Genomic DNA, 15,469 nt, shown 5'->3' with positions numbered 1-15,469 from the left:
GATATTTTTAGTGAAAGAGAACATATTCAACTCCTGTTATTAATCATTGCTTTTTATGAGGCCAATAGCTTTAATTGTATTTCTGTTTTTGATAAGCAGTTGTGTTCAACCAAAATATTATTCTGAAAACGTATTTCCCTATAGAAACTATACAGAAAACTACTCTCCATTTGTTCCTATCAATCTGCTTAATATGGATACAGTCTATAGAATATGGTTATTCGAATCGACTTCATTGGATAGATTGATAATCATTACGAATCACGAAAAGAACAATTTTCAAGCTGAATTAGTCGAATTTGGCTTTGTCCATAACAAGAAGCAGATAAAGGAGGTTTTTCGCTTGAAGGCGATAACTGGGAAAGATAGTCTAAGTAAATTTATTGAGTACTTGGATGTGATTTCAAAAAATGATTCTATCAGTGTTGATACTACAGAAATCGCTTATGATCAGCCCATCAAACATTTTTTCTTAGAAAGGAAAATCAACAAAACCATTGAAACTATTGTTTTACACCCTGAAAGTAAGACCTTAAAACTAATAAAAGATCAATTTAATCTCAATAATTAGGCTTTTGAAATAATTGGTATTGCCTATTATTCCTGCAAAGAGGCTTCTGTTGAATTTTATTTAAGGTGAAAATTTATACAATGTCAGAAAAGTTCAAAAAACCTTAGAATTTATTTGATTTTTTTGTGATGACTTGTACCTTTGATTCATCAAATGACTTCGTAGCTCAGTTGGTAGAGCAACAGACTCTTAATCTGTGGGTCCTGAGTTCGAGCCTCAGCGGGGTCACTATCTAAAAAAGCCGTTTTTACTTGCGTAAAACGGCTTTTTTGCTTTCCTTAGGGTGGTTTTGGAACATCCTCCCTACACGTTTTGAAAAACCTCAAAACGGTGTGTTTTGCATAGTTTTTTGTTGAACTTCACGTAAAACCGTCACAAATACGTCACAAAGGTTTTCGTGGTAATGAAAAGATTATGGCAACCGTAAGCGCAAAGGTTTATGAACACCACAAAAAAGCAGATGGAACCTACAATGTGAAAATTAGGGTCTATCACAAAGAGGAAAAAAAAATTATAGACACTCCTCATTTCCTTTCCCTAAAACAACTCACCAAGGTGAAAGGAAAAAAAGAATTTAGTATTAAAGATCCTTTTGTCCTTGAAATAGTTGACAAGAAACTAAAGGACTACCGTAAAACGATCAGCGACCTCGAGGAGAAGCTTGACTTTTTCACCGCGGGTTCATTAAGGGATTATCTCAAAAATATAGATGAAGAAATTGATTTTATCAAGTTCTGTGCGAACTGTATTCAACAAGAGAAGGATGACGGTCGTGATGGTTCTGCCGCTAACCATCGATCAGTCCGTAACCACCTCATTGATTTTTTTAATCGGGAAACTGTCTCAATAAATGAAATACATTTTAATATGCTCGTTCAGTTTGAACGTTACTTGAAATCTGAACGGACAATAACAAGAATAAACCAGTTGGGAAAGCCCGTTACTACTGTTTCAAAGCCTGTTTCGGATACTAGTTTATATAATTATATGAGAGATCTTCGTACATTATTTAATGAAGCGTTGAACCATTACAATAATGAAGATCTGGGCATTATATTGATTAAACACTATCCCTTCAAAAAATATAAGGTAGGTTCAGCTCCTCTTACCGAAAATAGAAATAATAATCTTGAAGAGGTTATTAGAATTCGAGATTGTAAAGTGTTACCTAACACTAGGGCTGAACTCGCTCGGGACTTATATATGCTCTCATTCTATTTGTGCGGGATGAATGCTGTTGATTTATTTAAAATATCTACTGACAATGTTCGAAATGGTCGGGTTGACTACAATCGATCTAAAACTAAGGGGAAACGAAAAGACAGAGCATTTATTAGTATAAGGATAATTGATGAAGCTAAACCTTTATTGGAGAAATATATTGGAAAGTTATCACAAAGATATTCAAGCCGGACCACTTTCAATTCCTCATTAAAACATGGAATGAAGAAACTCCGAGAACTTTCGGGTGTACAGGTAGTAACGCTTTATGGTGCGCGCCATACCTTCGCAAATACAGCTAGAAATGACTGTAGGATGAGTAAAGATGATGTTGCTTTAGCACTCAACCATGTCGATAATGGAAATCGTGTTACAGATATTTATATCGCCAAGGATTGGAGAATTATAGATGACGTCCAAAATAAAGTAATGCAGTTCTTGAGGAAATCAGAGCCTAAAATTTTGGAACTGATTAGGAAGAAAGAAATAAGCAGGTAAAGCTGCTTAACTTGATTTGTATCCAACGATTACAATTCGTTGGATACAGACTTAATTTTTTAATATTTAAACTTTTACTCATGAAAAATTTACTTTTATTCTTTTTAACGTGTTTCTTGTCAACAATCGGGTTCTTTGCTGCGATCAGCATGAAGTCTCCTTGGATCGGATTCAGTGTAGCTTTTGGTGTATGGTTCTTATTCCTTTGGATTACAACAAAACCCCATAGAAAACATTGATTTTTATGATGATGGTGTGGTTAAAAAAGTCAAAACATCCTCTGTAAACTTCGAAAAGTCATCCTCCGAATAAGCAATATGGCACATTCCTTGCGGCATTATACACTCAACGTGAGAATTTGACTATTAGTGATTTCGATTTTGACCAATGCTCCAATTCGTTATGAAAATAATAAAAATCCTGTCTCTAATTACTGTACTATTTTTGATTACACCGGGATTAAAGAGCCAAGAGCGATCTGTTGAGGATATCCTTGATGTACTTGATATGAACTCCTGGTACTTGCCTTCCGCTGATTCAAAAGCAAAACTTTACGTAACATCCATTGGACATGGTGATACCGTGGTTTCCCTTCATGGTGGACCGGGAAACAACTTCTATTATCTTGTAGATGCATTTCGAAATAATACGCATTCGAATAGTTTTCTACTGTATGACCAGAGGGGAAGTCTGCTCTCGAGAGTGCCCGATTCGATTGCCAACACTTTGAATCTTATGGTACTAGTCGAGGATCTGGAACAGCTGAGAATAGAGACGGGATAAAACAAATTAACCTTGTTTGGGCATTCTTTTGGTTCAATGGTAGTTCTTTTTTATTATATCAAATATTCCATTTGCTTAAATGTTTTTTAGCTGATTCTATACTCATTCCACCATTTTTATCAGATGAATATTTCGCCTTTCAAATACAGTACGGCTGTTCCTCCCAGCTCAACTCTGTCACCCAATATCTTACAATGTACTTCGCCTGTTTTTTCTGAAAGTTGAAAAGCGAGTAATTCAGTTTTGCCTAATTGTCCAGCCCAATAAGGAGTGAGCGTTGTATGTGCAGAACCGCATACGGCATCTTCGTTAACGCCACATGCCGGAGCAAAAAAGCGGGAAACGAAATCATATTGATTACCTTTGGCGGTTACAATAATTCCTCGTGCATTTATTTTGGCAATTTTCGCTAAATCAGGGAGTAGAGAAGCAACATCCTCTTCCTTTTCAAATACCAGCATATAATCTGTCTTTCCTTTAAATGCGGCTATAGGTTTTTTGTCGGTAGCTGTTAACAGCTCGTCAGTCAATGATACTTCAGTGTACTCGTCTACTGGAAAATTTAGTATATAATTACCGTCCTGAACGGATACGGGCAGCTCTCCGCTGCGTGGCGAATAAAAAGGAATGACAATCCCCTTTTAAAATTGCTTAATTAGAAGCGATTCTTTTTAACAACCCTTTATGCCTTTCAACAGGTCATTATCGACCCTTCGGTCTTTATGGACGTTTTTATTTTGCTTGAACAGCGACCTTTGAAGGTTTTCCTGACAATTAACAAATGTTGTGGTTACGTTCTGTCCTTCAAAGCCCTTAATGCCGAGGTAATGGAAATCAGATCCACCACTTCCTGCAATCCTGCACCAATCAATGCCGGTAAAACACCGAAGGCTGCAATCAGCATAAGCACGGTACAAACGGCAATGCCAATGAAAACGGATTGACGGGCAATCTTCATCGTTTCTTTGGAAATGAGAATAGTATCACTCACTTTTTGCAGATTGTCTCTTAAAATCACCACATCAGCCGAATCGCTGGCGGCACTCGATCCTTTAGCACCCATCGCAATGCCTACATCGGCAACGGTTAACGACGGTGCATCGTTCACGCCATCACCCACCATTACAACCGGGCGAAATTCGTCGGGCATACTTTTCAGGATTTTCAGTTTGTCTTCCGGCAAACAGCCACCGTGCACTTCCGTAATGCCAATTTCTTTGGCAATGTTTTCAGAAATACTTTGCTTGTCGCCGGAAATCATCATAATTTTTTGGATACCCATTTTTATTAATTGGGCAATGGTTTGCCGGGCTTCGGGGCGCACTTCATCGGTAAAGGTGATTTCCCCTGCATATTTGTCATTCACCGAAACAAATAACGAGGTTTTTTCCGTTTTAATTGAAATGGGTTCGGTCGTTACAAAATTCAGTTTACCCACTTTCACCAGTTTGCCGTTTACTTTTCCTTCAATACCATTTCCTTCTATTTCCTTTAAATCTGTTGCCAGAGGAATCGGTTTATCCCCGATATATTTCATCACCGAAACCGCCAAAACGTGGGAAGACTGCTGTTCTACGCTGGCTACAAAATCAATCAGTTCGTCTTGCGAATAAGAATTTTCCGGGATGATGTCGTCCACAGTAAGATCGCCTTTGGTTAAGGTTCCGGTTTTATCGAAGGCGATGGCTTTCATTCTGTCCAGTTTTTCGATGACAGTCCCGGATTTTATCACCACCCCATTTCTGCTGGAACGGCTCATTCCGGCTATCAGGGCAATGGGAGCCGCCAGAATCAGCGGGCAGGGCGAAGCCACCACCAACACTTCGGCAATGCGGTTGGGATCTTTGGTAATCAAATAAGCAATTCCGGCAATTAAAAAAGCAACGATGGTAAAAGGCAAAGCGTACCGATCCGCCATTCGCACAAAATGTGCCGGCTCTTTTTCGGAATTATGCACCAATTGCACGAGTTGCTGGTACTGGCTGTCTTTGGCGAGTTTGGAAACCTGAATGGTAATGGCTCCCGAACCATTCACCGAACCCGACCATAAGCTGTTGCCTTTGGTTTTGTTGACGGGTTTGGATTCGCCCGTGAGCGAAGATTCGTCCAGCAGCACCTCTGCACTCAGTAAAATTCCGTCCACGGGAATAATTTCCTTGGGTTTTACGATGATGATGTCACCGATTTTAATATCCTCCACAGGAACATCATGTAAATCGTTTCCTGTTTTTTTATGAGCAATTCGGGGTGTATTATCAAGCAATGATTTTAAATCTTTCCGGGCTTTTTTCTGGGCATAATCTTCCAACGAATCACCTCCGGTAATCATAATGAGGATAATGAGTGCCGCCCAATAATTACCAACAGCTAAGGTTGCAGCAATGGCAGAAATCGCCAAAATATCCACGCCAAAATTCCCGGAACGAAGCACGTCGATCATTCCTTTCAGAAGAACAATGGACATCAAAATGCCGGTTGCCGTAATTAAGATTTTAGCATAATGCGGTTCTTTCAGGATAAATTCCAGAACAAGTGCCACTAAGGCAATGCTGAGAACGATAATGAATTTATATATATTTTTCATTTTTATAATTTTAAAAGTTTAAAGACAAACCTAATCCCATTGTTTTATTTTGATAAAACGGATATACAAGAGCACTATTTTTGCTATGATCTTTTGAAAATAATTGACTGACTTTTGGGAACAACCAATAGGCAACTTCTGTGGAGAGAATTCCAATACCGGCACCTGCAACCACATCACCCACCCAATGTTTATCATTCAAAATGCGATAAACTCCCGTAAAAACAGCAATTGGATAACCAGACAAACTTAACCAAATATTTTCATCCTGATATTCACGGAACATAAAATGTGCTGTTGTAAAAGCAGTTGTAGTATGTCCCGAAGGAAACGACAAATTATTAGAACCATCTGGTCGTTCTTCTCTCACCAAATGCTTGGTAGGTAATACGACAGCACTTGAAATCAGCAACGATGTGCCTAAAATAATACTTCGGTCTTTCAAATTATGTTTTCCTTTAAGTCCAATAGCATTTAATCCATAAACCAATATTGCAGGTACGTATTGGGTATAATTATCCAGTTTTATTTTATCCGGCTGATGCTCCCCAATTTCATATTGGGTGGAACGGTTCAGCTGTTTCAGATCATCAGACGTCAGGCTTAGGATTCCGTATCCGATAAAAACAGAAGGTACAATCAGCTTTTTATATTTAAATTGATAGGCGTGGTCAAATGATTGATCCATCTTTTGACCTGTTACCAAACTATCCGTTTGTGCTATTCCCAATTGATAAACGCACAATATGAGTATCAATAATAAATGTCTCATTCTTAAATTTATTAATCATCTCCGCCAATCATTTTGGAAGCAATTCCCTTTTGAGCTGTTTTTTCTGCCAGCCAAATCCCGCCAAAATGCAAAATAATAAAAATCGGAAACCAGTAAATTGCCCATTTATGAATGGTTTCCATTGTATCTTTCAGGTCTCCATTCCACCATTTCAGGTAGGCTCCGGTGATGGATGAAACAATCACAAACAAGTAAAATAGCAGATAAATAAATCCCTGAAATTTTTCTTTTGCTGATGTATTTGCCGAAAAAGGATTTGGAAAACGAATGCCCTTTACCAACATATAAATGATGCGAACCGCAATGATTACAAAGAAAACATACGCTGCATATACGTGCCATTGCCACATAGGGTCCAGAATGCTTTTTACTGTTACGATGGTTTGTTCATTGGTTAAATCAATGCCTTGCATATTTTTTTCAATAGCTCCCAGAATGGCTTTTTTACCCATCCAGTTGATCCGAAGAAATCCGGTGATAAACAAAACCGTCATTAGTAGAGCTGTGCCCCAGTGTAAACCACGATGAAGCGGGGTAAATATTTTTGTTGAATTTCTCATTATTTTAAATTTTTATATCAGATTTTATCTGACTGTTATTCTTCATCTTCACTGGTATTTTTCAACTTCATCAATATGGTATAGGCGTTTTTGACCACGATTTTCTTACCTTGAAAATCAGCAAAGTTGAGGATTTCAACAAAGCCATTTTCGGAAATTCCCAATGTGACCGGGACCATCTTCCAGGTCTGTTTCCCGGTTTCTGTAAAGACATAACTTTTCCCTTCAAAATCCACCACGCTTTCTTCCGGAATAGCATTGGCAAAAGAATTTTCTGTTTTCACTTCGGCATTCATATACATTCCGGGAATGAGTGCAGGATCGTATTTTTCAAAATGACAATTAACCTCAGCCATGCCGCTTCCGTCCACGTCTTTACTCGTCAGCAAAATTTCACCGGCATATTTTTTTGAAGGATCTACATTGGTATAAGCCACAATCTGTTGCCCGGTTTTCAGCATTTCTAAATCCTTTTCATACACTTTTAAATTGAGGTGAATATCAGAAGGATTGATGAGTTTAAACAGCACATCCGAAGACGTTACATATTTGCCTACATTCACATTCACCTTGCTCACAAAACCGTTGATGGTACTATAGACAGGTACGCTCTGCTGAATATTTCCGGCAGATATCTTAGCCGGATTTATGTTGACCAACTTCAGTTGCTGGGCAATGGAATTCATCAGAATTTTCTGATCGCTCATAATGGATTGTGCCTGCTGCATCACTTTATCACTACTTGCCTGGCTTTGGTTGAGCTTAGTTTGTCGGTTATAATCCAGTTGGGCAAAGTGGTATTTGGATTTTGCCATCAGATAATCCTGCTGCAACTGTACAAACTGCGGATTTTCAATAACGGCAATTACCTGACCTTTAACTACTTTCATCCCTGGCAAAAGGCGGGTGCTTTTCAGATAGCCGCCCAGCGGTGTACTTACGGAAACCAGATTTTGCGGTGGTACATCAATTTTACCGTTGAGTTTCAATACGGTGGAAATATGCTGCATCGACAGTTCCGCGGTTTCAATGGGGGTATTGTGTAACTGTGCATCGGTGAAAATAACCGTGTTTTCGTCTTTCGGATTTGCAGTTTTGGTGGCGGTGGTTTCTTGTTTTTGTTGACATTGAACTGCGGAAAGCAGTACTATCAAGACCAAAAAATAAGAACCGTATAATTTTAATATTTTCATTTTCTTGTCTAATTATATATTGATTTGAAAAATTCTGTTTACTGTTTAAAATATTCTGTTCATCAACTACTGAATCGTGATATAATTCAGTTCAACCACGCTTTCGTTTAGTTTCAATAGGGCATCTGCATAATTGCTTTTGAGCAAAACTGCCTGATTGACGAGCATTACAAATTCCAGATAATTGATTTCTCCGTTAATGAATTGTTGCTGTGCTGTTTTGGTAATGATGTCTGCATTTTTCAGTTCATCAGTTTCGTAACGGTTGATGATTTCGAGATTCGTTTGATACATTTGCTTGAGCTGTTGCTGTTTTTTCTCTAATGCAAATTCCGTATTATGCCAATCGTTTTCCGCAATGCTTTCCGCCACTTTAGAAGCGTGAATTCTTGCCTTTTGTCCGCCTGAAAATATTGGAATGCCAACACCTACCATCACCGACTGAAACTGTGGTGTAGCAGAATACAGTTTATCATCAGGTCCCATACCTTTGAACGAATTGAGATTATAACCGATTTGCAAATCCGGAAGAAGTCTGGATTTTTCCACTTCGGTTTGTTTGCCGGCAACCGTTTTTTGCTGTTCCAATACATGTAACAAGGGATGCGAAGCATTTTCCTGAAGCAAAAGAACCGGTCTGGAATTTTCCAAAGGAAGATATTCCGTTTCGGAATTGAGCAACCAACTGAACTGCAACTGCAAGGTTTTTATTTCCTGCTGCACTTGTTTCAACTGAATCTCAATTGCCGATTTTTGGTTGGAAGCCGTTGTTTTTTCCAGAATATTGCTTTCTCCAGCTTTTAAACGCAAACTGGCTTTGTCTAAAAATTGGGTGTACAGTTGCAACGTTTCATTCAGCAATTTTTCCTTATCTTTCCAATACACCATCTGGAAATAACTTTGGCTGACGGCTTTTTTCAGTTCAAATTCTTTAAGCGAAACATTCAACTGGCTTTTTTTCCATTCTTCGGAATGCAAATTTTTCTGTTTCTGATACACAGTTGGAAAAGCGATGCTCTGTGAAATCCCGAATTTCATATCGTTGTATGCACTATTTATTTGTCCGTAATCTGCTGTAACTGCGGTTTGCGGAATATCGGCATTAGAAGTTTTAATCAATGCTTTGGCATAATCCGAACGCAGTTTTTCATTTTTCAGGTTGCGATTGTTTTGCAACGCTGTTTGCACGGCTTCATCTAAAGAAATTATGGTTTGTGCCTTCATTTTTATTCCTGAAAACAGCATAAAAATCAACAGAACAGAGGCGACATGTTTGGATTTTGGTTTTTTCATTTTAAATCCATTTTCGATATTGACATATAAAAGCGGTAGGACAAAAAGGGTGAGCAAAGTGGCCAATATCAGTCCGCCAATTACCACGGTCGCCAAAGGTCGCTGCACTTCTGCTCCAGCACCTGTGCTTATTGCCATCGGGATAAAGCCGAGGGAGGCAACGGCTGCGGTCATCAATACCGGACGCAATCGGCTTTCGCCGCCATCAATCACAATTCTGACGATATTTCTAATGCCGTTTTTATGCAGTCGGTTAAATTCTGAAATCAATACAATACCGTTCAAAACCGCTACGCCAAAAAGAGCGATAAAACCAACGGCAGCACTGATGCTGAAAGGCATTCCGCGTAAATTCAACATAAATACACCTCCGATGACCGACAACGGAATGGCGGTGTAAATCAGAAGACTTTCTTTAATCGACTTGAACGCCATAAACAACAGGACAAATATCAATGCCAATGCCAGCGGAACGGCAATCATCAACCGTTGTTTGGCGTTGTTCAGATTTTCAAAAGAACCGCCATACGTAATAGAATAGCCGGCCGGAAGTTTAATCTGTTTGTCCACTTTACCCTGCAATTCTTCCACAATGCTTTGCACATCACGGTCTTTGATGTTGAAGCCGACGACAATACGGCGTTGTGCATTTTCACGTTGAATTTGATTGGGACCTTCCACCACATCTACGGTTGCCAGCTGATTGAGCGGGATCTGATTGCCTGCAGGTGTTGGAACCAATAGATTTTGAATATCATTGATGTTTTTTCGGTCACTGGCATTCAGGCGTACTACCATATCAAAGCGTTTTTCGCCTTCAAAAACCAAACCTGTACTCTGTCCGGCAAATGCGGTATTAATCACCCGATTGACATCTGCAACAGAAAGATGATACTGAGCAATCACGGGACGATTGTATTTTACCACCACCTGCGGAAGCCCGGAAACCGGTTCTATATAAAGGTTTTGTGTACCTTTTACCGTTTCAATGATTTTACCGAGTTGGTTGGCATTTTGCACCAAAGAATCCAGATTATCGCCAAAGATTTTGATGACCACATCCTGTCTTGCACCAGTCATCAGTTCATTAAAACGCATCGCTACCGGATACTGAAAACCAACTGTAATACCGGGCACATCTTCCAGTGCTTTGCTCATTTTTTCTGATAATTCGGAAAACGTTTTGGCGGAAGTCCATTCTTTTTTGTCTTTCAGAATGACCATCATATCCGAAGCATCCATTGGCATCGGATCGGTAGGCACTTCTCCACTTCCTATCTTGGTGACCACTTTTTCCACTTCGGGGAAACGGGTTTTTAAGATATGGGCTGCTTTTTGCGTACTTTCAATCGTGGTGGTAAGGTTGCTGCCCGGTAAAACGCGGGTATCCACCGCAAAATCACCTTCTTCCAAAGACGGAATAAATTCGCCGCCCATTCTGCTTAGCAGAATTATTGCCGTGATGAACAATATCCCGATTATGGTAAAAATGGTTTTCGGAATGCGTAAAACTTTCAGCAAGGTTTTCAAATAAAGCGCTTCTACTTTCTTCATTACCCTGTCCGACCACGAAGGTTTTAAACTTCTTTTCTTCAACAAAACCGAACTCATCATCGGAATGTAGGTTAGGGAAAGCAGAAATGCACCTAATAATGCAAACGCCACCGTTTCTGCCATCGGGCGGAACATTTTCCCTTCAATCCCCTGCAATGTTAGGATCGGAATGTACACAATGAAGATGATAATTTGTCCGAAAACTGCACTGTTCATCATTCTTCCGGCAGATTCTGTAACTACACTATCCATATCATTGGACGGAATTTTCAGCAGGCTCTTGAACTTAGGATTGAGGGATAACTGATGCAGGACGGCTTCTACAATAATGACCGCTCCGTCGATGATTAATCCAAAATCCAGTGCACCCAAACTCATCAGATTGCCGCTCACCCCGAAAAGGTTCATCATACAAATGGCAAAAAGCATTGCTAGTGGAATCACCGAAGCCACGAGTAAGCCGGCTCTGAAATTTCCGAGAAATAAAACGAGGACAAATACCACGATTAAAGCACCTTCCATAAGGTTTCTCTCTACCGTGCTGATGGCATTATTCACCATTTTGGTACGGTCAAGAAAGGGTTCTATCACCACGCCTTCGGGCAGGGTTTTCTGGATTTGAGCCACTTTGGCTTTTACATCTTTGATGACCTGACTACTGTTGGCACCTTTCAGCATCATCACCACCGCACCCGAAACTTCGCCCTGATCGTTGTAAGTCATCGCTCCGTAACGGGTGGCAAAACCAATTTTGACATCAGCTACATCTTGGATAAACAGCGGTACATCGTTGTTTTTATTGGTAATGGAAATGTTTTGAATATCCTCAATATTGCCCACCAAACCTTCGCTCCGAATGTAGAGAACGGTTGGCCCTTTTTCGATATAAGCACCGCCGGTGTTCTGGTTATTGGCATTCAGTGCATCAAAAACATCATTGATGGTAATGCCGTAAGCATTAAGTCGGTCGGGATTCACGGCAATCTCGTATTGCTTCAATTTACCGCCAAAACTGCTGACTTCCGCTACGCCTTTGACCTGAAGTAGCTGTCGACGCACAATCCAATCCTGAATGGTACGGAGTTCCGTAACGTCGTATTTTTGTTCAAAACCTTCTTTAGGACGAACGACATATTGATAGATTTCGCCCAAACCGGTAGAAATCGGCCCTAATTGCGGTGTTCCGATACCTTGCGGAATTTCATTCTGAACCTGTTGCAGCCGCTCTGCCACTTGTTGTCTTGCCCAATACACATCAATACCATCATCAAAAACAATGGTAACCAAGGACAATCCGAAACGGGAGAAACTGCGGATTTCTTTGAGTCCGAAAATATTGGAGTTCGCCTGTTCAATTGGGAAAGTAACCAGACGTTCGATATCGGTTGCCCCAAAAGACGGAGCGATTGTAATAACCTGCACCTGATTATTGGTAATGTCCGGCACAGCATCAATCGGTAATTTGCTTACCTGATAAGAGCCAATGCCGATTAAACCAAGAACCAATAATGCTATAATGAGTTTGTTCTTTACAGAAAACTCAATGATTTTTGTAAGCATAATTTATTCTGTTAATCGTAAATGATAAATAAAGAGATTTGACGTTTCGAATACATGATCAATCCTACAGGCGGACACAAAATACACCGACTGCCCGAATGAAAGTATTATCAAACAGCAAATGCACGATGAAAGGATTCATCGTGGAAATCAAAAAAGATTAACAGAATTTCGGAGGTTGCCAGATGGCAGAACGGTAATTGTTATCAGAAAATGTATCGTCCAAAGGCAAGGTTTTGGGTTCTTTGCCTACAAGTTTTTTGGTTTCTATATCAAAACTAAAAGGGGGGACAAGTACAAAACTGATATTCAAAACATCGATATGTACGATAAACGGTAATTGTTTGTCTTGTTCATAATCGTCATCGTGTGGATGGTTTTCCAGATGGCTCTCGGCGTAATGAACTTCCAAAAATTGCAAAACAGTAACCTCCGGATTTTTTTCTTTGTGATCGAAATAATGCTCTATAAGTATAGGAAACTTCAATAACTGACCTAATTCAGTTGTCGAAATTAAATACACAGACAATAATAATATTGAAAACATTTTTTTCACTTAACAAAGTTAATAAAAAAGTCTGCTCTCTTTTATAAGACGCTGTAATTTAAAATATTTCAAAATAAATGATTTAAAAATTCAATATTATCCCTCCTGTATCAAATGCTGTAAATTCGGGTCGTTCTTTATACGCTCCATTTCACTTTCCACGATATGAACAATGTCTAATTTTATCTGACGATAATTGTTCTCAATATCCCGTTTCATATTATCTTCTCCGCTTTCATCGACAAAGGATAAAATTTCCGGTATCTTCTGGTACGCTTTTGTTTCGGCAGCAACTTTCTCGTTATCTACTACAATTTCTGCGTGAAATATCTTTTGTTCTATACGTTCGTCAAAGTTATCGGACACTGAACCGACAAACATACCTTGTGTAAGTGTACTGATTTTTGAAGCTGGAATAAGACTGTCTAATTGGGTAGAAATTGAAGTTGATTTGTCATTTCGGTTAATCGTCATACTTTGGCGTTTCTGTAATACTTTCCCAAAGCGTTCTGACAGGCTCTTTGCCGTTTCGCCCACGACCTGACCGCTAAAAATATTACCGACCGTGTTCTGAATTACCTTAGCTTCCTTATCTCCATAGTCACGAATTAATTGGGAAAAATCCTGAAAGCCTAAGCAAACCGCTACCTTATTACTTCTCGCCGTTGCAATAAGATTGTCCAAGCCTCTAAAATAAATTGTCGGTAACTCGTCTATAATGACAGGTGCTCTTTGGAGGCCATAACTATCTATATATGGAGCTGGAGTTGGCAAATTCATGGAAACAGGGCCTGGGATATGGCCTGGGGGGAGTCGGTGGAGCTGCCATTGCACAGAACGCCATAAAGGGAAAAGGCATCGTATGGAACATCCACGACAAGCAGTTCAATATTTTCAGGAGCTGTAAGGATTTCAATGAATTCATCTTAGAGAGATATCCCGAGGGCGTTCAGGAATGCATAGATAGACAGCCCGATCTTCAGCAGGTTCGAGCAGCTGTTGAAAAGATCAAGTAGACATTGACAATTCATTTTGTGTGTTATTTTGTTTTCATTCTCTATCGATTATCCCTAATTTTATTTTAGGGTCATATCGCTTTTTTATTAAAATCCTCATTGATAATGTAAAACGAACGTACCATACCGGTGCTATAAAATTCAAAAGGAAATTCATTATTATTGCACATTTGATTAGAGCATGGATGGTCACAGGATATTTTCCAGAGTTCTTTATTTTATGAACTGAAAACACTAATACAGTTTATCACAAATTTTTCTAGATTGTCTTTTTTTGGAGGGTTACAATTACTTCCATAATTGTTCTTCATTTTGCTGTGAACAGTGAATTTAATAAGGATAATTACTCTTATACTTTTGGCAGGTTTGTTTGGCTATGAGAAGTAGATTTTGACCGATTAATGAACTCATTTTGTAATAAAATTATTTTTTATAATTCCTTGTGTCATTTCTTTTTTTTAGAAAGATCATAAAGAGATGGACTGTGACCTGTGTTGTTCTTATAAAAATGAGAAAAATGGCTTTCATCATTAAATCCAAATTCTTCAGCAATTTGGCTCATGTTAAATTGTCCAGATTTCAGTCTTTTATTAATAAGCATCAAACGGTAATGATTAAGGTATTCTCGGTAATTTATATCAAAATTACGTTTGAAATAGGCACTGAAATACGTAGTGGCAATGTTGAAATGTGAAGCAATATTCTTTATTTTTACTTTGTCAGGAATGTAAATGTGCTGATGGATATATGAAATCAATTGTTCCCTTGCTGGAAAATGGTCATTTCCGTTAAGCGACATATCCTGCATAGCTTCCTTTATAATGCCGAAAACAGAAAGCACCTGATGAAAAACGACAGGTGATGTAACAACATTATGCGAGTTGTTGTAAAGAAGTATATTATCAATTGTATTTCGTAGTATTTGATGAATTTCCGGGCTAAATTCTAATTTAACTTCCTTCAAGATTTTGTTGTTCATAATGCTTTCAGGATTGTTATTCATATAATCTTGAAATTTCCAGTGCTCTTTACTGCTAAAATAGTCATCTGTAAATTTAATGCAGATGACCCTGGTTTTTGTATCCATTTTAAAATTATGCTCATCCTCCGGAGAAATCACAAATAAGTCTCCTGAACAATATGAAAGATGATTTTGATTAATCTGATGAATCCCCATTCCATCATAAATATACACCAGCTCAAAATAATTTTGACCGTGAATCGTAAGGTGAAACGAAGCTTCTTCAAAATCTAATATTTCTAACGGGAAAAACTGTTTTAGTTTAGTCATGCTTT

12 protein-coding genes, 1 tRNA gene and 1 pseudogene are annotated in these 15,469 nt (G+C 38.8%); 5 read left to right on the top strand and 9 right to left on the bottom strand.

Annotated elements, in window-relative coordinates; all coding sequences use genetic code 11:
* The first annotated feature begins 193 nt into the window (after positions 1–193).
* The 4 genes from ACWIB3_RS14910 (at position 194) to ACWIB3_RS14895 (ending at position 3,073) form a co-directional block, all read left to right on the top strand.
* A complete protein-coding gene (locus tag ACWIB3_RS14910) occupies positions 194–571 on the top strand; it encodes a hypothetical protein (RefSeq protein WP_454291991.1) in 378 nt (125 codons plus the stop codon).
* Between the two features lie 155 nt (positions 572–726).
* Positions 727–799: transfer RNA gene (locus ACWIB3_RS14905), tRNA-Lys, on the top strand.
* A gap of 186 nt (positions 800–985) precedes the next feature.
* Positions 986–2,290 (top strand): phage integrase SAM-like domain-containing protein, encoded by a 1,305-nt coding sequence (locus ACWIB3_RS14900; protein WP_454291990.1) that lies wholly within the window; start codon positions 986–988, stop codon positions 2,288–2,290.
* Between the two features lie 507 nt (positions 2,291–2,797).
* Complete coding sequence (locus tag ACWIB3_RS14895; RefSeq protein ID WP_144034496.1) at positions 2,798–3,073, top strand: alpha/beta hydrolase family protein; 276 nt, start codon at positions 2,798–2,800, stop codon at positions 3,071–3,073.
* 119 nt (positions 3,074–3,192) lie between these two features.
* Here the strand turns inward: ACWIB3_RS14895 and ACWIB3_RS14890 are convergent, their stop codons facing one another.
* The 8 genes and pseudogenes from ACWIB3_RS14890 to ACWIB3_RS14855 form a co-directional block, all read right to left on the bottom strand.
* On the bottom strand, positions 3,193–3,642 hold the full coding sequence (locus tag ACWIB3_RS14890; RefSeq protein WP_256962586.1) for a PhzF family phenazine biosynthesis protein: 450 nt from the start codon (positions 3,640–3,642) through the stop codon (positions 3,193–3,195).
* A gap of 221 nt (positions 3,643–3,863) precedes the next feature.
* The gene (locus ACWIB3_RS14885) at positions 3,864–5,657 is read right to left on the bottom strand and encodes a heavy metal translocating P-type ATPase (RefSeq protein WP_093099843.1); all 1,794 of its coding nucleotides are present in this window, start codon (positions 5,655–5,657) and stop codon (positions 3,864–3,866) included.
* Positions 5,658–5,667: 10 nt separating this feature from the next.
* Complete coding sequence (locus ACWIB3_RS14880; protein ID WP_093099842.1) at positions 5,668–6,429, bottom strand: phosphatase PAP2 family protein; 762 nt, start codon at positions 6,427–6,429, stop codon at positions 5,668–5,670.
* Between the two features lie 11 nt (positions 6,430–6,440).
* A complete protein-coding gene (locus ACWIB3_RS14875; RefSeq protein WP_045754281.1) occupies positions 6,441–7,010 on the bottom strand; it encodes a cytochrome b/b6 domain-containing protein in 570 nt (189 codons plus the stop codon).
* A gap of 35 nt (positions 7,011–7,045) precedes the next feature.
* Complete coding sequence (locus ACWIB3_RS14870) at positions 7,046–8,203, bottom strand: efflux RND transporter periplasmic adaptor subunit (protein ID WP_086946604.1); 1,158 nt, start codon at positions 8,201–8,203, stop codon at positions 7,046–7,048.
* A gap of 66 nt (positions 8,204–8,269) precedes the next feature.
* Positions 8,270–12,610: a CusA/CzcA family heavy metal efflux RND transporter gene (locus tag ACWIB3_RS14865; RefSeq protein WP_093099838.1), complete on the bottom strand. Its 4,341-nt coding sequence runs from the start codon at positions 12,608–12,610 to the stop codon at positions 8,270–8,272.
* Between the two features lie 160 nt (positions 12,611–12,770).
* Positions 12,771–13,157 carry a hypothetical protein gene (locus ACWIB3_RS14860; RefSeq protein WP_454291989.1) on the bottom strand — a complete coding sequence of 129 codons (387 nt, stop codon included), beginning with the start codon at positions 13,155–13,157 and terminating at the stop codon, positions 12,771–12,773.
* A gap of 96 nt (positions 13,158–13,253) precedes the next feature.
* Positions 13,254–13,883 (bottom strand): annotated as a pseudogene (locus ACWIB3_RS14855) (TraM recognition domain-containing protein); the annotation flags it as partial.
* A gap of 29 nt (positions 13,884–13,912) precedes the next feature.
* Between ACWIB3_RS14855 and ACWIB3_RS14850 the strand changes: the two are divergent.
* Positions 13,913–14,173 carry a hypothetical protein gene (locus ACWIB3_RS14850; RefSeq protein ID WP_045754276.1) on the top strand — a complete coding sequence of 87 codons (261 nt, stop codon included), beginning with the start codon at positions 13,913–13,915 and terminating at the stop codon, positions 14,171–14,173.
* Between the two features lie 445 nt (positions 14,174–14,618).
* Here ACWIB3_RS14850 and ACWIB3_RS14845 read toward each other — a convergent pair whose 3' ends face one another.
* Complete coding sequence (locus ACWIB3_RS14845; protein ID WP_045754275.1) at positions 14,619–15,464, bottom strand: AraC family transcriptional regulator; 846 nt, start codon at positions 15,462–15,464, stop codon at positions 14,619–14,621.
* Positions 15,465–15,469: the final 5 nt, after the last annotated feature.

The sequence above is a fragment of the Sphingobacterium sp. NPDC055431 genome (assembly GCF_053644255.1).
The sequence above is the reverse complement of the archived record's forward strand: the minus strand, read 5'-3'. Positions and strand labels throughout refer to the sequence as shown.